We start from the raw sequence: 17,165 nt of genomic DNA, 5'->3' as shown, positions 1-17,165 counted from the left end.
CCTCAATGACCGATATCGTCGTGGGCCAGGTCACCCGGGCGGATGGTCGGCGGCGTGGTGAAGGTATGCGCCGGTGCCGGCGACGGCAGCGTCCACTCCAGGCCACGCGCGCCTTCCCAGGAACGCGCCTCGGCCTTCTCGCCATTGCGCAGCGAGGACAGCAGGATCGCAGCCATCATGAACGGTGTGGCGAACATGCCGAACGCACCGATCGAGCTGATCAGGTTCCAGTCGGCGAACGCCACCGAGTAATCGGGGATGCGCCGCGGCATGCCGGCCAGGCCCAGGAAATGCTGCGGGAAGAACAGCAGATTGACGAACACGATCGACCACCAGAAGTGCACCTTGGCCCACTTCTCGCTGTACATGCGCCCGGTCCACTTCGGCCACCAGTAGTACACCGCCGCGATCAGCGCGAACACCGCGCCGGTCACCAACACGTAGTGGAAGTGGGCAACCACGAAATAGGTGTCGTGATACTGGAAGTCGGCGGCCACGATCGCCAGCATCAGGCCGGAAAATCCGCCGATGGTGAACAGGATGACGAACGCCACCGACCACAGCATGGGGGCTTCGAAGGTGAGCGACCCGCGCCACATCGTGCTGACCCAGTTGAACACCTTCACCCCGGTCGGGATCGAGATCAGCATGGTGGCGAACATGAAGTAGATCTCGCCACCCAGCGGCATGCCCACGGTGAACATGTGGTGGGCCCAGACGATGAACGACAGGAACGCGATCGCCGCGGTGGCGTAGACCATCGCCTGGTAACCGAACAGCGGCTTGCGGCTGAAGGTCGGGATGATCTCGCTGACCACGCCGAAGGCGGGCAGGATCATGATGTAGACCTCGGGATGGCCGAAGAACCAGAAGATGTGCTGGAACATCACCGGGTCGCCACCACCGGCCGCATTGAAGAAGCTGGTACCGAAGAACTTGTCGGTCAGCAGCATCGTCACCGCACCAGCCAGCACCGGCATCACCGCGATCAGCAGGAACGCAGTGATCAGCCAGGCCCAGCAGAAGATCGGCATCTTCAGCAGGTCGATACCGGGCGCGCGCATGTTCAGCACCGTGGCGATGATGTTGATCGCACCCATGATCGAACTGATGCCGGCCACGTGGATGGCGAACACGGTGAACGCGACGTTGTAGCCGCCCTGCAGCGACAGCGGCGGATACAGCGTCCAGCCACCGGCCGGCGCACCACCGGGCAGCAGGAAGGTCAGCAGCAGCAGGCTGAAGGCCACCGGCAACAGCCAGAACGACCAGTTGTTCATGCGCGGCAGCGCCATGTCCGGCGCGCCGATCTGCAGCGGGATCATCCAGTTGGCCAGGCCGACGAAGGCCGGCATCACGCCGCCGAAGATCATCACCAGCGCGTGCACGGTGGTCAGCTGGTTGAAGATTTCTGGACGGATGTACTGGATGCCGGGCTGGGCCAGTTCCAGCCGGATCAGCACGCTCATGAACGCGCCAATGACGAACATGATGAAGCTGAAACCCAGGTACAGCGTGCCGATGTCCTTGTGGTTGGTCGAGAAGAACCAACGCTCGAAGAAGCTCTGCGGGTGATGGTGATCGTCGTGCCCAACTGCCGAGTGCGCCATTGCAAAACACCTCTCAGGATCGGTTGTCGCCGCGGCCGCGACACGGCCGCGGACAGTTACATCAGGCTCCGCTGGCCGCCGCGGCAGGCGCGTTGCCGGCCTCGGCGGCGGCCGGTGCTGCCGGCTGCGCCGGCGATTCACTGGCAGGCGCGGTGGGTTCGGCGGGCGCGGCAGGCGTCGCGGGTGCAGGCGCCGGTTTGCGCTGCGCCAGCCACTGCTTGAACTCTTCCTTGGACACCGCCTCGACCACGATCGGCATGAAGCCATGGTCCTTGCCGCACAGCTCCGCGCACTGGCCGCGGTAGACACCTGGCTGCTCGATGCTGGTCCAGGCTTCGTTGATGAAGCCGGGAATCGCGTCCTGCTTCCAGCCCAGCGCCGGCACCCACCAGGCGTGGATCACATCGTCGGAAGTGATGACGAAACGCACCTTGGTGTCCACCGGCAGTACCAGCCGGTTGTCGACATCCAGCAGGTAGTGCGGATGGCTCTCGCGGGTCGGTACCTTGCCACTCTGCCGCATGCGGTCGGACTCACGGTCCAGGCGGCTGGTGAAGGTCACGTTCTCGCCCAGGTACTCGTACTTCCACATCCACTGGTAGCCGGTGACCTTGACCGTCATCTCGGCATCGCGGGTGTCGTACATCTTGATCAGGTTGGCCGTGGCCGGCCACGCCATCACCACCAGGATGATCACCGGGATCACCGTCCAGATGACCTCGGCCTTGGTGTTGTGGCTGAAGGTGGCGGCGACCGCGCCCTTGGACTTGCGGAACTTGAACATCGCGTAGGCCATGGCGCCGAACACGATCACGCCGATCACCGTACAGACGATCAACGAGAGGTTGTTCGATTCCCAGGCCAGGCGCGAGGTCTGGGTCACCCCCTTGCCCATGTTCAACTGCCACGGCTTTGGATCGGCCGCCTGGGCCAGCGCCGTCCCCGGCATCGACAGCAGGGCCCCCATCGCGGCGGCCATTGCAACGCACTTCGTGCCCCACCCTCTGCTTTGCTTCATTGCCTAGACCCTTAGCGTCGTCGGTTGCCGCCATCGCTGGCGGCGAGCAAATCTTCAAGCGTTTCAACAAGCGTTTGACGTTCGGCCGGCGCGAGAAAACTCCCCACCTCCACCTGCCGGCCGCTGGATGCCAGCCGGACCCTCTGGTCGTCGGTGAGCAGGCGCACCCAATGCGGATGAGCCCGGAACACCGGCAATCCACCGGGCACGGGGATGACCTCCACGTACGCCGGCACTACCCGGATCTCCTCCTGCCGTTCACCGCTGCGCCACAACGCGCGCAACGCAGCTGCCAGCAACAGGCTGTACAGCAGCGCGAACAGGGGGGCGAATGCGTTGCCGGCCACCCACCCGAAGGCGGACACCAGCCACATCACTCCCGACAACACAGCAAACAACAGGACGAACTGCCGGGCATCGAGCGCCCGTGGGGGACGCAGTCGCAGCTGCGTACCTGACCCATCCGGAGCTGTAAGCACCTCGATCATGTCGCAACCGCGTTCCTGCCGCGGGAAACGTCTTGATGGTAGCCCTGCCCTCTCGCCGGTAGCAAGGGTGCATTCACACTTTTTCCGATGCTGCAACACAGCATGACCCCAACAGCACGAATGACGAATTCGGCACAAAACGACCCGACTTTGCTGAACACGCTGAATCCACCACCGCTAGGGGCTATCAGCATTCATGAAGGTGGCTGCGCGGGCCTTCCTGAAGTCGAAAAAATGATTAAAATCGCCAAGTTTTCCACTGGCCGGACCGGCATGAACGCACCTTCCTCTCCCATTGCCGCCAGCGACGCTCCGCGTCCCTCGGCGCTGCTGTCGCCGGAACTGCCGGCGTCCCCCAACCCGTTCCGCCAGGCCATCACCGATGCCTGGCTGAAGGACGAGGCCAGCCATGTGCGCGAACTGCTGGAGCAGGCACGCCTGCCGGCCGACGAGCAGGCCAAGGTGCAGGCGCTGGCCGCCGACCTGGTCGCCCGCGTGCGTGTGCGCGCCAAGGACCAGGGTGCGATCGAAGCCTTCATGCGCCAGTACGACCTGGGCAGCGAGGAAGGCGTGCTGCTGATGTGCGTGGCCGAAGCGCTGCTGCGCATTCCAGACCAGGAGACCGCCGACAAGCTGATCCGCGACAAGCTGGCCGATGCCGACTGGGAAAAACACCTGGGCGGCAGCGACTCGGTGCTGGTCAACGCCTCCACCTGGGGCCTGATGCTGACCGGCAAGCTGGTGCAGATGAATGACGCCACCCGCGCCGATGCGCCCAGCGCGTTCAAGCGCCTGGTCGGCCGCGTCGGTGAGCCGGTGGTCCGTCTGGCCGTGCGCCAGGCGATGAAGATCATGGGCCACCAGTTCGTCATGGGCCGCACCATCAGCGAAGCGCTGGCACGCTCGCACAAGGGCGACAGCGCCAGCTACCGCTACTCGTTCGACATGCTCGGCGAAGGCGCGCTGACCATGAAGGATGCCCTGCGCTACCTGGAAGACTACCGTCGTGCGATCCACGCCATCGGTGGTGACCACAAGGCGCGTGGCGGCCGTGCCGATGGCGACGTCAACAACGCACCGGGCATCTCGATCAAACTGTCGGCGTTGTACCCGCGCTACGAGCACGCCAAGCGCGCTCGCGTGCTGAAGGACCTGGTGCCCGGCGTACTGGAACTGGCGCAGCTGGCCAAGAGCTACGGCATCGGCTGTACCGTCGACGCCGAAGAGTCCGATCGCCTGGAACTGTCGCTGGACATCATCGAGCAGGTATTCGGCGATGCCTCGCTTGCCGGCTGGGATGGCTTCGGCGTGGTCGTTCAGGCCTACCAGAAGCGCACCCCGTACACGATCGATCATCTGGCCGACATGGCGCGCCGCGCAGGTCGTCGTCTGCAGGTACGCCTGGTCAAGGGTGCCTACTGGGACGCCGAGATCAAGCGCGCGCAGATCGAAGGCTATGCCGGCTACCCGGTGTTCACCCGCAAGCAGAACACCGACGTGTCCTACCTGGCGTGTGCCAAGCGCCTGTTCAACCATGCCGACGCGATCTACCCGATGTTCGCCACGCACAATGCGCACACCATCGCCGCGGTGCGCAGCATCGCCAACGGCGGCGTCTACGAGCACCAGAAGCTGCACGGCATGGGCGACGACCTGTACGCCGAAGTAGTGCCGGCCGACCGCCTTGGCCTGCCCTGCCGCGTGTACGCCCCGGTTGGCTCGCATGAAGACCTGCTGCCGTACCTGGTACGCCGCTTGCTGGAAAACGGCGCCAACTCCAGCTTCGTCAACCGCATCACCGACGAGCGCGTGCCGATCGCCGACCTGGTCCGTGATCCGGTCGAGATGGTGTCCTCGTTCGAATCGATTCCGCATCCCAAGATCCCGCTGCCGGTTGACCTGCTGCGCAGCCAGAACCACGACAGGAAGAACTCCATGGGCGCCAATCTCGCCAACGACAACGAACTGCGCGCCCTGGCCGAGCAGCTCAACGCTGCAGTGAAGCCCTGGCAGGCCGCACCGCTGGTGCCGGGCGCGAACCCGACCGGCGCATCGCTGCCGGTGACCAACCCGGCCGACACCCGTGAAGTGGTCGGCCAGTGGCAGGCCGCCGATGCCGCCACCGTGCAGAAGGCGCTGGCCAACGCCGTGGCCGCGCAGCCGGCCTGGAACCGTACTCCGGCCGCCAGCCGCGCCGCCATCCTCGAGCACGCCGCCGACCAGCTGGAAGCGCGCATGCCCGAATTCATGGCGCTGTGCGTGAAGGAAGCCGGCAAGAGCCTGCCCGACGGCATCGCCGAAGTGCGCGAAGCGGTGGACTTCCTGCGCTACTACGCCAAGCAGGCGCGCGAGCAGTTCAGCCACGCCGAGAAGCTGCCGAGCCCGACCGGTGAATCCAACGAACTGCAGCTGCATGGCCGCGGCGTCTTCGTCTGCATCAGCCCGTGGAACTTCCCGCTGGCGATCTTCCTGGGCCAGGTGGCTGCGGCACTGGCCGCCGGCAACAGCGTGATCGCCAAGCCAGCCGAGCAGACCAACCTGATCGGCTATTACGCGGTGAAGCTGCTGCACGATGCCGGCGTGCCGGCCGACGTGGTGCAGTACCTGCCGGGCGACGGCGCCACCGTCGGTGCTGCGCTGACTGCCGACCCGCGCGTGGCCGGCGTGGCCTTCACCGGCTCCACCGACACCGCCCGCGCGATCAACCGCGCGATGGCTGCACGTGACGCCGCCATCGGCGTGCTGATCGCCGAGACTGGTGGCCAGAACGCCTTCATCGCCGACTCCTCGGCGCTGCCGGAACAGCTGGTCAAGGACGCGATCGGTTCGGCCTTCACCTCCGCCGGCCAGCGCTGCTCGGCCGCGCGCGTGCTGTTCGTGCAGGACGACATCGCCGACAAGGTGATGACCATGCTGGCCGGCGCGATGAAGGAACTGAAGGTCGGCAATCCGGGCCTGCTGTCCACCGACGTCGGCCCGGTGATCGATGCCGACGCACTGCAGATCCTGCAGGACCACGCCGTGCGCATGGACCGCGAAGCGCGCCTGATCGCGGCTGCCGAACTGTCCGCCGAAGCCGCCAATGGCACCTTCTTCGCACCGCGTGCATATGAGCTGAAGGACCTGGGCCAGCTGCAGAAGGAGATCTTCGGGCCGGTCCTGCACGTGATCCGCTGGAAGGGCGACCAGCTCGATGCCGTGATCGATCAGATCAACGCCACCGGCTACGGCCTCACCCTGGGCGTGCATTCGCGCATCGACGAGACCGTCGACCGCATCAGCAACGGCGTCCACGTCGGCAACGTCTACGTCAACCGCAACCAGATCGGTGCGGTGGTCGGCGTGCAGCCGTTCGGCGGCCAGGGCCTGTCCGGCACCGGCCCCAAGGCCGGCGGCCCGCACTACCTGCTGCGCTTCGCCACCGAGAAGACGGTGACGGTGAACACCACCGCCGCCGGCGGCAACGCCTCGCTGCTGACCCTGGGCGACTGATTCCAGGCGTCATGCAGTGAACGAAAAACCCCGCGAAAGCGGGGTTTTTTTGTACATTGCCGGTAGCGCCGGGCCATGCCCGGCGACGATCACGCCGCCACGCTGAACCGGTTGTCCGCACGCTTTGCCAGCTCCACCTGCACGCGCGCGATACGCGTTTCCAGATCGCCTTCCAGCAACACGTAGTCGACCCCACGCGCCTGCAGCTGCTGCAGATACCACGCGTGCTGCTGCATGCGGAATTCCTGCCCCACCCGCGTCCCATCCTGCTCGAACGGGATATCCGGCGCACACAGGAACAGCAGGTCGTACGCACGCGCTGCGGCCCGCTGCAGCGGTTCGGGCGCTGTGCCGAACATCCAGCCGCTGTAGCCCAGCGTCACCAATGGCGTGGTGTCGCAGAACAGCCAACGATGCGCGTGCTGCGCGGCGCGATCCTCGTGCTGCGGCTGGGTCGCAGCGATGCGCAGCAGATCCTGCGCCTGCAGCTCACCGCCCTGCTGCTCCCACAACGTACGTCCGAACTCCGGCACCCATGCCGTGCCCAGGCATTCGGCCAGCACCTGTGCGAGTGTGGTCTTTCCGCTGGACTCGCCACCAATGAAGGCCACGCGCTGCACGTAGGCCGCATACACATCAGCTGACAGGCTGTGCCGGTGCACATGCGGATCGGCGCGCAACTGGGTCCCGCAGGCCTGCCCGATATCCAGGGTGCGCTCCAGGCGCTCATGGCGTACCGGTGCGCCGAAGTGCGCAGCCAGCGCCTGCGCGAAGCCGTCACCATAGTCCTCACCGGTAAACACCGCCTGCACCGGTCCACCGAACAGCGTCATGCACAGCCATGCGGTAAACGCGCGCTGCACCTGCTCGTCGTCCTTGTCCTGCGGCAGCTCGCGTACCGGCACCCCCTGCTGCTCGCACATCGCCGCCAGACGCGCATCATCAAGTACCACGATGGTGGCCTGCGGAAAGCGCACGCGCAGCCAGCGTTCGCGGCGCTCTGCGCTGTAGCCGGCAAAGCCCGGTTGCGACCAGCCGATCACCAGCAGCTGCGCGCAGCGTGTAGAAGCGAATTCGATCAGGCGCTCGTGGCCAAGGTGCAGCGGGCAGAACTTGCCGACCACCAGGCCCCGCGCAGCGTGCTCAGGCAACAACATCGGCCGCCCTGGCCTCATCCCGCATCAGGTGCCGCCAGTGACGCAGCGCCACCAGTGCGTTGATCCAGAAGCCGATGTACAGGATCGAGGTCAGGTGCAATCCACGGCTGTAGTACAGCGGCACCGCGACGGTGTTGACCAGCAGCCATACCCACCATGATTCCAGCTTGCGCCGCATCATCAGGATCTGCGCGATCACGCTCAGCACCAGCACCGCCGAATCGATGTACGGCGCATAGGCATTGGTCAGGCGGGTCAGCATCCAGCCGTAACCGAAGGTCGCCAGCACCGCCAACGGCAGCAGCCAGCTCCACGCGCGTGCTGGCAAGCGGGTGATGGGCAGCGGCGCACCATGGTCGCCACGCAGCCACTGCCACCAGCCGAACACGCTGATGACCACGAAGAAGAACTGCAGCACCATGTCCGCGTACAGATGCGGGCGCTCGAACACGGCGGCGAACAGCGCACAGCCGACGATGCCCAGCCACCACGTATGCACGTTGTTGCGACCGGCCAGCAGGATCGAGCCGGCAACGGCGATGTTGGCAGCCAGCTCCAGCTGGAAGTTCGGGTCGGACAGGTTCATCGCGTTATTGTCGCGTAGATCCATGCCATGCGTCGTCGGCCCGGTAGATCCACGCCATGCATGGATGCGGATCCCCGGATAAAAAGAAGCCCCGCTTGCGCGGGGCCTCCTTCGTACTGCTTCAGGCGATTGCCCGAATCAGAACTTGTACTGCATCGACGCAGCCAGCACGTCGCCGGTGACCTTGTACTTGCCGGTAACGGTGTTGGCCGTTGCCGAGGTCGAGTTGACGTTCGGATCCTTGGTGAACAGGTGGGTGTAGCCCACGCTGTATTCCATCTTGTCCGAAGCGGCGTAGGTCATACCCAGCGACAGCCACTTGCGGGTGGTGTCCGGCACGCGCACGTCGCGGTGGGCGTCGGTGGTCGGGGTCTGGTCGTACGCCAGGCCGCCACGCAGGGTCAGCTTGTCGTTGACGCGGAAATCGGTACCGATCGACGCGAAGGTGGTGTCGCGGTAGTGGAACGGCAGCACGCTGTCCGGCTGGTTGGAGTCGTAATCGACGACGACCTGGTCGAACTTGCTCCACGCAGTGCGCGTGACTTCGGCCATGATCTGCCACTGGTCGTTCACGCGATGGGTGAAGCCGACGGTGGCGCTGGCCGGCAGGGTGATGGTGGCACGGCCGTTGCTGTCGATGAAGGTGCCCGGGGCAGCGGTGGCCAGGAAGGCAGCAGCATTCTGCGGGATGGTGAAGTCGGCCTTGCCGTCGTTGATCTTGTGCTCGACTTCCGAGCGGTAGCTGAAGGCGATGTTGGTGCCTTCCACCGGGGTGACGGTCATGCCGAGGGTGTAGCCGATCGACACCTCATCGCCCTTGATGCGCAGGTAGCCATCGGCGGTACCCGGCGAGAAGCCGAGCTGTGCGGCCTGGCGGGCAGCGGCCTGCGAAGCGGCAGCGGCCTGGGCCTGGGTGCCACCGGCAGCCAGCACGCGCGCAGCAGCGGTGCGCTGGGCAGTTGCATTGATGGCGGTGCCGGTATCGACGGCGCTGGTCAGGTCGACATTCAGGCGCTCGGCGAACACCGACGCACCAAACGACAGGTACGGGTTGACGTCATAGGAGAACGCAGCACCCAGGTCGACGGCCTGCAGCTCGGTCTTGACGCCGTTGTAGCGGCCGACCCAGTCACGGTCGTATTCGGTCTTGAAGCCGAACGGCACGGTCAGCGACACGCCGAAATGCATGTTGTTGTTTTCGCCGAACGGGACGTGGAAGTAAGCTGCCGGAACCGGAGCGATCATGCCGGCGTCGCCGCCGTTGCCGCCGGAAATCGGCGCGCCGTTACCGTAGCGGCCTTCGCCGCGGAACTTGGCGCCGAAGCTGATGGCGCTGACATCGCCCTGCACCACGGTGCCGTCGAGCAGGCGCATGGAGGCCGGGTTGGTGGCGATGACCGAGGCGTCGCCTTCGGTCGAGGTGGAACCAGCGAAGGCGCGGCCCAGGCCCTTGGCGCTGTTTTCCTTCAGCTGGAAGGCGGCGGCGTTGGCATCGGCGGCGGCCAGCGCACCGGCAACGCCGACGGCCAGCAGGGTCAGGCGGGCAATGGTGGAAGCAGTTTGCATCGTAGTTCTCTCTCCGGAAAGCGGTGATGGTGCTCTGAGTGCGCCTGCGCCCGTCAGGCCGGATGGCCCTTCGAAGCGCGCCGGATTCCCCTCCCGACATACGACGCCGTATGCGAGTATTACCCAGAGCCGTTAATGAAACAATAACAGCGCCGGGGCTTTCTTCGTCGCAAAAGCTGAACAGGCTCCCTCCCCGCCAAAAGTGCCCGCACGCTAGGCTAGTGCCATGTTTGTCTCCCTCCCCTCGCGCAAGAAGGCGACCCTGCGTTGGGCTACACCCGTGCTGTTTGCGGCACTGTGGTTGGCATTCCTGTGGTCGATCTCGCGCCCGGACGATGCCCGCGGAAGCCTGTGGCTGGACTGGGGCGCCCTGTCCACCGGCCTGACCCACCCGCTGGACTGGTGGGCGACCCTGCAGGACGGCAGCGTGCTGCGCCTGTTCACCGCCCTGTTCCTGCACGCCGACTGGTCGCACCTGCTGGGCAACCTGGTGTTCCTGCTGATCTTCGGCCTGCCGGCCGAGCGGGTGCTGGGCCCGTGGCGGCTGCTGCTGCTGTTCCTGGTGGGCGGTGCGATCTCGAACCTGGTCGCCATCTACACCATGGGCAGCCCGGACCAGATCATCATCGGCGCCAGTGGTGCGGTGTCGGCATTGATCGGCGCCTATCTGGCGCTGTTCCCCGGTGCGCGCCTGGGCGTGGTGATTCCGCTGGGGCTGTTCCTCGAATTCGTGCGCGCCCCGGCCTATCTGCTGATCGGCGTATGGGCGGCGCTGCAGGTGGTGTTCGCCTACATCGGCCCGACCTTCGGCATGGTCGCCTGGTGGGCGCACATCGGCGGCTTCGTGTTCGGCGTGGTGTACGGCATGTACGTGCGTGCGGCGATCGCACGGCGCCTGCGCAAGCGGCACGGGTTCTAGCGTCCGCTTGCCGCGTTCTGCGAAACGCCCGGGGCATGCCCGGGCGGTGTTCGGACATCAGTCGAGCATGGCTCGAGGCTACAGAATCAAGGCTTGGCCGGGATCTCTGCAGGCTTCGCTTCGGGCTTCGCTTCGGGCTTCGCTTCGGGCTTTGCTTCCGCCTTGGGCTCCGCCTTCGGCGCCGGCTTGGCGGCGGCCTTCGCTGCCTTGTCCGCGTCGGCCTTCGCGGCTTCTGCCTTCAAGCGCGCCGCCACCGAACCCGGGTTCTTCAGCTCGGCCAGCGCATCGTTGATCGGACCATCGCCCGGCAGCACGGCGCCTGCGTGGTAGCCCTCGGTGCCTTCCTCGTCACCGCGCAGGTGGCCCGGCAGGGTTGCTTCGCTGTAGTCACTCAGGCTGGCCGGCAATGCCTCGTCTTCCGGACGCGGTGCGGCCTTCAGTTCCACTTCCGGCACGATGCCGGTGGCCTGGATCGATTTGCCGCTGGGCGTGTAATAGCGTGCCGTGGTCAGCTTCACCGAATCGCCGTTGTCCAGCGGCAGCACGGTCTGCACCGAGCCCTTGCCGAAGGTGCGGCTGCCGATCACGCGCGCGCGCTTGTTGTCGCGCAGCGCACCGGCCAGCACTTCCGATGCACTGGCCGAACCGGCATCCACCAGCACCACCACCGGCGCCCCCTTCAGCAGGTCGCCCGGAGTGGCGTCGAAGCGTGCATCGCTGATGCTGATGCGGCCACGGGTGCTGACGATGTTGCCCTTGTCGAGCAGGTCATCGGCTACCTGCACGGCCGCGGTCAGCAGACCACCCGGATTACTGCGCAGATCCAGCACCAGCCCCTTGAGGTTGCCGCCGGACTGCTTCTGCAGCTGCTGCAGGTGCTTCTGGAAATCAGAGCCGGTGTCAGCCTGGAACGTGCTCAGGCGGATGTAGCCATAGCCCGGTTCCAGCAGGCGACTGCGCACGCTGGTCACGCGGATGGTCTGCCGGGTCAGGCTGACGTCGAACGGCTTGGGCTTGCCGTCGCGGACGATGGTCAGCACCACCTTGCTGCCGGCCGGACCACGCAGCGGTTCGCTGGCATCGATCGCGCTGATCGGCTTGCCATCGATGGCGATGATCAGGTCACCGGCGAGGATGCCGGCCTTGGCTGCCGGGGTGTCGTCGATCGGCGAGATCACCTTCATGCTGGCGTTGTCCGGCTGCTGCTGCAGCTCCACGCCGATGCCTTCGTAGGCACCGTTGGCCTGCTCGTCGAACGCTTCCGCGTCTTCCTTGTTGAAGTAGGTGCTGTGCGGATCGAGGTCGAGCAGCAAGCCGCGTACAGCTGACTGCATCAGCTTGTTGTCATCGACCGGATCGACATAGGCCGCGCGGACCGCGTTGTAGACGGCGACGAAACGCCGGATATCGTCCAGCGGCACCTTCGAGGTCACCGCCTCCTCGCTGCTCGCCGCCTTCCCGGGAGTTTCCTTCAACGGGATGGGGGCGGTCTGCTGGGCCCAGGACAGGGCCGGCAACAGAGCCAGCAAGAGGGTGGCGGTACGGGCTGCGCGCATGGATCACTCCTGTCGACGATGGCATCGTGCCCAAGGCACATGCACCGATTATGCGCGAAGCGTGGCTAAATTCCCGTTGAATCCGGCCTCGTGCGGCCAGCCGGAATTCAGCGCCGCTGCAGCCAGCTGTCCGGATTGACCGGTTGCCCACCACGGCGCAGCTCGAAGTACAGCGCCGTCACGCCCTGGCCGCCAGAGTTGCCGACCTTGGCCACCGCATCGCCGCGGCTGACGCGCGCGCCGGCATCCTTCAGCAGGGTGTCGTTGTGGGCGTACAGGCTCATGTAGCCATTGCCATGGTCGACGATCAGGATCATGCCGTAGCCGGTCATCCAATCGGAGAACACCACGGTGCCGTCGGCCACAGCGGTGACGGTGCTTCCGGCAGGTGCGCCGATCAACACGCCGCTGCTGGTGCGGCCGTCCGGCAGCTTGCCGCCATAGCGGGCCAGCAGATTGCCCGACAGTGGCCAACCCAGGCCACCGACCTTCGGCGCTGGCGCCGAGGCGACCGCCGGGGGAACCTTGGTCGGCGGCGGCGGCGGGCGGCCAGCTGCGGCCGCCTGTCGGGCCGCGCGCTCGGCGGCGGCTTTTTCGGCGGCAGCCTTGCGGGCGGCGGCACGGCGCTCGGCTTCGGCACGGGCCGCGGCAGCGCGCAGGTTGGCCAGCAGGGTTTCCAGCGCCTTGGCATCCTGGCCCAGTGCCTGTTCCTTCTCGCGCTTGTCCTTGAAACGTTCTTCCAGCGAAGCCACGGTCTGCGCGCGTTCGCGACGGTCCGACGCGAGCGTGGCGACCTGCTGCTTCTGGTCGCGATGAACGCCCTGCAGCTGCTGTTGACGCTGGGCGATCTGCGTCTGCAGTGTCTCCAGCTCCTTCAAGTCGGCCGTCAGTGTAGTGATGCGCTGCGCACGTTCGCGCTGCAGGTAGCGGTGATAGGCCAACGCACGGTTGGCGTCGGCCACCGTGTCCTGTGAAAGCAGCAGCTTCAACGGCGCGTGGTTGCCCAACTGGTAGGCGGCGCGCAACAGGCCCGCCAGTTCGCGATTCTGTTTGGCCAGATTGGACTGCAATGCATTGCGCCGCTGTTCGGCCTGGGCCAGCGCCTGGGTCTGCTCACGCAGCGCCGCCTCGGTCTGGGCCAAGGTGCGACCACTGCGCGCGACTTTTTCATCGGCCTCGCGCAGCTGCTGCGACGCCTGTCCGCGCTGGCCCTCGATCTGCCGGCGCTCCTGCGCCACGCCCTTCAGCTCGCTGCGCAGCTTCTGCAGCTTGCGCTCGGCCTCGCGGGTCGAAGCGGTCTGCGCTGCGCCCGGCAATGGCAGCGCCAGGGCAAGCGCCATTCCCAGCAACAGGCAACGTCCACCGCGCAGGGTGGCGATGTGATGCCGGCGTGAGGGGAAGACGTTGTTGCGCAAGGGCTTTCCAGTGACTTCAGGCAGATGCGGAGACGTGCAGGGAATGGTGACATCTCCGCACGCGGCCTGCCAGCCGCACAACAACGAGGTTCCCATGAAAGCTCTCTCCATTCCGCTGCTGTTGGGCATTGCGCTGGCCAGTGGCCCGGCCTGGGCCCAGGCGGACGTCAGCAAGGTCAACGGCAGCATCAGCGCCGATCCGGGCCAGCGCTACGGCAAGCTGGACACCGTCAATGGTGGCATCCGTGTCGGCGAAGGCGTGGAAACCGGCAGCATCGACACCGTCAACGGCGGCGTCAAGGTCGCCGATCGGGCCCGCACCGGCAGCATCGAGACCGTCAACGGCGGCATCCGCATGGGCCGCGAAGTGACGGCCCACGGCGATGTCAGCACGGTCAACGGCAGCATCTTCAGCGACCAGGGCAGCCAGATCGAGGGCGGCGTGGAAACCGTCAACGGTGGCATCGGCCTGGTCGGAAGCCGGGTGCGCAAGGACGTGGAGACCGTCAACGGCGACATCACCATCGGCATCGGCTCGCAGGTCGGCGGCGGTGTGCATGTGCGCAAGCCGAACTTCAGCGTTTCGCTGACGGCCAGTCGCAAGCCGCGGGTCATCATCGGCCCCAATGCAGTGGTCAGCGGCAGCCTGCTGTTCGAGCGCGAAGTGGTGCTGTATGTCCACCGCAGTGCACGCATCGGCGCGGTCACCGGCGCCGATCCGATCCCCTTCGATACCGATACCGCCCCGGCCGACTGAGCCTGCGGCTTGGGCGATACTGCCGATACCGGTCGCGCCTGCTGCGCGGCCGTCCCTTGTGTTTCCAGGAACCGATGATGCCCCGCAAACTCCTCCTGTGCCTGGCCGCTGCGGCCGCGCTCAGCGCCTGCAAAGGCGAAGATGCCCCGGCGCCGGCGCCGGCGCCGGCGCCCAGCGCCGACAGCACCGCCAAGCCGGCCCCGCACACGTTCTCAGCCGCGATCAACGCCGCCGACTTTGCCGAGATGGTGAAGACCCTGGCCTCAGACGAGTTCGAAGGTCGCTCGCCCGGCAGCAAGGGTGAAGAACTGACGGTCAACTACATCCGCGACCAGATGCAGCGCATCGGCCTGCAGCCCGGCAACGGCGACAGCTGGTTCCAGGACGTGCCGATGACCGAGACCACGGCTGATGAATCGACCGTGCTCACGCTCAACCAGGGCGGCAAAACCACCGAACTGAAGTTCGGCACCGACATGGTGGTGGGCACCCGTACCGGCCAGACAGAAGTGAAGGTCGATGCCAGTGACCTCGTCTTCGTCGGCTACGGCGTGGATGCACCGGAGCAGAAGTGGAACGATTACGCCGGCCAGGACTGGAAGGGCAAGACGGTGGTGATGTTCGTCAACGACCCGGGCTTCCATGTCGATGATGAAAAGCTGTTCGACGGCAAGCGCATGACCTACTACGGCCGCTGGACCTACAAGTTCGAGGAAGCCGCGCGCAAGGGTGCCGCCGCCGCACTGATCGTGCATGACACCGCGGGCGCTTCCTACGGCTGGGACGTGGTGAAGAACTCATGGGCGGGCCCGCAGTACGACCTGCCGGCCAAGGACGACGCCGAACCGCGCCTGCCGGTGCAGGGCTGGTTGAGCGCCGACGCCGCCAGGGCGCTGTTCGCCGGCGCCGGGCTGGATCTGGACCAGGCTTACAAGGACGCGAGCAAGCGCGGCTTCAAGCCGGTCCCGCTGAAGGCAACCGCGTCGGTGGACCTGAAGAGCAAGGTCGCGCAGAAGCAGTCGCGCAACGTGGTGGGTGTGCTGCCTGGCAGCAAGCGCGCCGATGAGGCCGTGCTGTACATGGCGCACTGGGACCACCTCGGCAAGCACGAGGGCGAACAGGGCGACAACATCTACAACGGTGCCGTCGACAACGCGACCGGCGTGGCCGGCATCCTTGAGGTGGCCGAAGCCATGGCCCACCAGGAGCCGAAGCCGGAACGCTCGGTTGTGTTCCTGGCGGTGACCCTGGAAGAATCCGGCCTGCTGGGTTCGAAGTACTACGTCGCCCACCCGACCTTCCCGCTGGACAAGATCGCCGGTGTCATCAACATCGATGCGATGTCGGTGGCCGGTCGTGCCAAGGACGTGACGGTGACCGGCTTCGGCAGTTCGGAGCTGGAAGACATCCTCAAGCCGCTGGCTGCAGCGCAGGATCGCACCCTGCACGGCGAGACCTCGGTGCAGAGCGGCTTCTACTTCCGTTCGGATCACTTCAACTTCGCCAAGGCGGGTGTGCCGGCGCTGTATGCCGACGGCGGTGAGGACCTTCGAGACGGTGGCGTCGAGGCGGGCCGCAAGGCGGCCGCCGACTACGGTTCCAACCGCTACCACGGCCCGAAGGACGAGTATGACGCGGCGACCTGGAAGCTGGATGGCACGGTCGAGGACCTGCAGCTGATGTACGGCGTCGGCAAGGAACTGGCCGGCGGCGATCGTTGGCCGAACTGGTACGAAGGCAATCCGTTCAAGGCTGCACGCGACACGATGATGAAGGCCAAGGCACCGGCCACGACGAAGTAACATCCGGCCGGGCAGTGAAGCAATCGAAGCGGTGCCCGCAAGGGCGCCGCTTTTTTGTGCGTGTGTGGAGGGCACATCCAGCCCCGCCGTTGGTAGTTGCCAACCTTGGTTGGCAGCGCAGTACGAGGCGGGCGCATCCGAGCATCTGCCGGCTAGCGACCGGCACTACCGGGTATTTCCTGCGCCTGAAGAAAAACCCCGCTGCTTTTGTGCGTGTGTGGAGGGCGCATCCAGCCCCGCCGTTGGTAGTTGCCAACCTTGGTTGGCAGCGCCGTACGAGGCGGGCGCATCCACGCATCTGCCGGCTAGCGGCCGGCCCTACCCTTGGTTTCTCGCGCGCAAAGAAAAACCCCGCTGCGTGAGCAGCGGGGTTTTGGATGTAAACCCTGGCGATGACCTACTCTCGCATGGCTTAGGCCACACTACCATCGGCGCAGCTACGTTTCACTTCCGAGTTCGGGATGGGATCGGGTGGTTCCATAGCGCTAATTTCACCAGGGAGACGGTTGCAGCAGCGCTTGCAGCGCCAGCTCGCGTACTTGCCCTTGGGGCGGAAGGAACTCGAAAAAGCAGAGCCTTCACTTAATAAAGAAAAACCCCGCTGCGTGAGCAGCGGGGTTTTTGGGTATAAACCCTGGCGATGACCNNATGGGATCGGGTGGTTCCATAGCGCTAATTTCACCAGGGAGGCGGTTGGAGTGTCGCTTCGGACGTCGCGTCTTTGCAGGGGGCGGGCATGATGATGCCTGCATTGCAAAGAGACGCGCCTGAGCGCCTGCCTCTCGTTTGGTCTTGTGAC

The 17,165-nt window shown here is 65.8% G+C and carries 12 protein-coding genes and 1 rRNA gene; 4 read left to right on the top strand and 9 right to left on the bottom strand.

Annotated features, from left to right (window positions below):
* Nucleotides 1–2: 2 nt before the first annotated feature.
* The 3 genes from ctaD to HFK18_RS20365 form a co-directional block, all read right to left on the bottom strand.
* Nucleotides 3–1,610: a cytochrome c oxidase subunit I gene (gene ctaD, locus HFK18_RS20375; RefSeq protein WP_025878294.1), complete on the bottom strand. Its 1,608-nt coding sequence runs from the start codon at nucleotides 1,608–1,610 to the stop codon at nucleotides 3–5.
* A gap of 61 nt (nucleotides 1,611–1,671) precedes the next feature.
* Nucleotides 1,672–2,628 (bottom strand): cytochrome c oxidase subunit II, encoded by a 957-nt coding sequence (gene coxB / locus HFK18_RS20370; protein WP_180167640.1) that lies wholly within the window; start codon nucleotides 2,626–2,628, stop codon nucleotides 1,672–1,674.
* 11 nt (nucleotides 2,629–2,639) lie between these two features.
* Nucleotides 2,640–3,116 (bottom strand): DUF2244 domain-containing protein, encoded by a 477-nt coding sequence (locus tag HFK18_RS20365; protein WP_100554535.1) that lies wholly within the window; start codon nucleotides 3,114–3,116, stop codon nucleotides 2,640–2,642.
* Between the two features lie 273 nt (nucleotides 3,117–3,389).
* Between HFK18_RS20365 and putA the strand changes: the two genes are divergently transcribed.
* Nucleotides 3,390–6,608 carry a bifunctional proline dehydrogenase/L-glutamate gamma-semialdehyde dehydrogenase PutA gene (gene putA, locus HFK18_RS20360; RefSeq protein ID WP_180167639.1) on the top strand — a complete coding sequence of 1,073 codons (3,219 nt, stop codon included), beginning with the start codon at nucleotides 3,390–3,392 and terminating at the stop codon, nucleotides 6,606–6,608.
* An 89-nt stretch (nucleotides 6,609–6,697) separates the two neighbouring features.
* Here putA and HFK18_RS20355 read toward each other — a convergent pair whose 3' ends face one another.
* The 3 genes from HFK18_RS20355 to HFK18_RS20345 all read right to left on the bottom strand — a co-directional run bounded on the left by HFK18_RS20355 (nucleotide 6,698) and on the right by HFK18_RS20345 (nucleotide 9,917).
* Nucleotides 6,698–7,765, bottom strand: coding sequence for an AAA family ATPase (locus HFK18_RS20355; protein ID WP_180167638.1), 1,068 nt, complete (start codon nucleotides 7,763–7,765; stop codon nucleotides 6,698–6,700).
* On the bottom strand, nucleotides 7,752–8,351 hold the full coding sequence (pnuC, locus tag HFK18_RS20350) for a nicotinamide riboside transporter PnuC (protein WP_180167796.1): 600 nt from the start codon (nucleotides 8,349–8,351) through the stop codon (nucleotides 7,752–7,754). Before pnuC ends, HFK18_RS20355 begins: the two co-directional genes overlap by 14 nt.
* Nucleotides 8,352–8,489: 138 nt before the next feature.
* A complete protein-coding gene (locus HFK18_RS20345) occupies nucleotides 8,490–9,917 on the bottom strand; it encodes an outer membrane protein transport protein (protein WP_180167637.1) in 1,428 nt (475 codons plus the stop codon).
* A gap of 226 nt (nucleotides 9,918–10,143) precedes the next feature.
* Between HFK18_RS20345 and HFK18_RS20340 the strand changes: the two genes are divergently transcribed.
* A complete protein-coding gene (locus HFK18_RS20340) occupies nucleotides 10,144–10,836 on the top strand; it encodes a rhomboid family intramembrane serine protease (RefSeq protein WP_025878304.1) in 693 nt (230 codons plus the stop codon).
* An 86-nt stretch (nucleotides 10,837–10,922) separates the two neighbouring features.
* Here the strand turns inward: HFK18_RS20340 and HFK18_RS20335 are convergent, their stop codons facing one another.
* On the bottom strand, nucleotides 10,923–12,392 hold the full coding sequence (locus tag HFK18_RS20335) for a S41 family peptidase (RefSeq protein WP_180167636.1): 1,470 nt from the start codon (nucleotides 12,390–12,392) through the stop codon (nucleotides 10,923–10,925).
* Nucleotides 12,393–12,499: 107 nt separating this feature from the next.
* The gene (locus tag HFK18_RS20330; RefSeq protein ID WP_257216365.1) at nucleotides 12,500–13,732 is read right to left on the bottom strand and encodes a peptidoglycan DD-metalloendopeptidase family protein; all 1,233 of its coding nucleotides are present in this window, start codon (nucleotides 13,730–13,732) and stop codon (nucleotides 12,500–12,502) included.
* A gap of 169 nt (nucleotides 13,733–13,901) precedes the next feature.
* On the opposite strand from HFK18_RS20330, the gene HFK18_RS20325 reads away from it, so the two are divergent.
* Together HFK18_RS20325 and HFK18_RS20320 are read left to right on the top strand one after the other, a co-directional pair.
* On the top strand, nucleotides 13,902–14,564 hold the full coding sequence (locus HFK18_RS20325) for a hypothetical protein (RefSeq protein WP_180167634.1): 663 nt from the start codon (nucleotides 13,902–13,904) through the stop codon (nucleotides 14,562–14,564).
* A 77-nt stretch (nucleotides 14,565–14,641) separates the two neighbouring features.
* Nucleotides 14,642–16,366, top strand: a complete 1,725-nt coding sequence (locus HFK18_RS20320) for a M28 family metallopeptidase (RefSeq protein WP_180167633.1) — start codon at nucleotides 14,642–14,644, stop codon at nucleotides 16,364–16,366.
* 384 nt (nucleotides 16,367–16,750) lie between these two features.
* Here HFK18_RS20320 and rrf read toward each other — a convergent pair.
* Nucleotides 16,751–16,865 (bottom strand): 5S ribosomal RNA (gene rrf, locus HFK18_RS20315).
* Between the last annotated feature and the right edge of the window lie 300 nt (nucleotides 16,866–17,165).

Origin of the sequence: Stenotrophomonas sp. SbOxS2 (genome assembly GCF_013416715.1) — a bacterium.
In the GTDB taxonomy this organism is placed as follows: domain Bacteria; phylum Pseudomonadota; class Gammaproteobacteria; order Xanthomonadales; family Xanthomonadaceae; genus Stenotrophomonas; species Stenotrophomonas lactitubi.
Note: the sequence above shows the minus strand (reverse complement) of the source record. Positions and strands in the feature narration are given on the sequence as shown.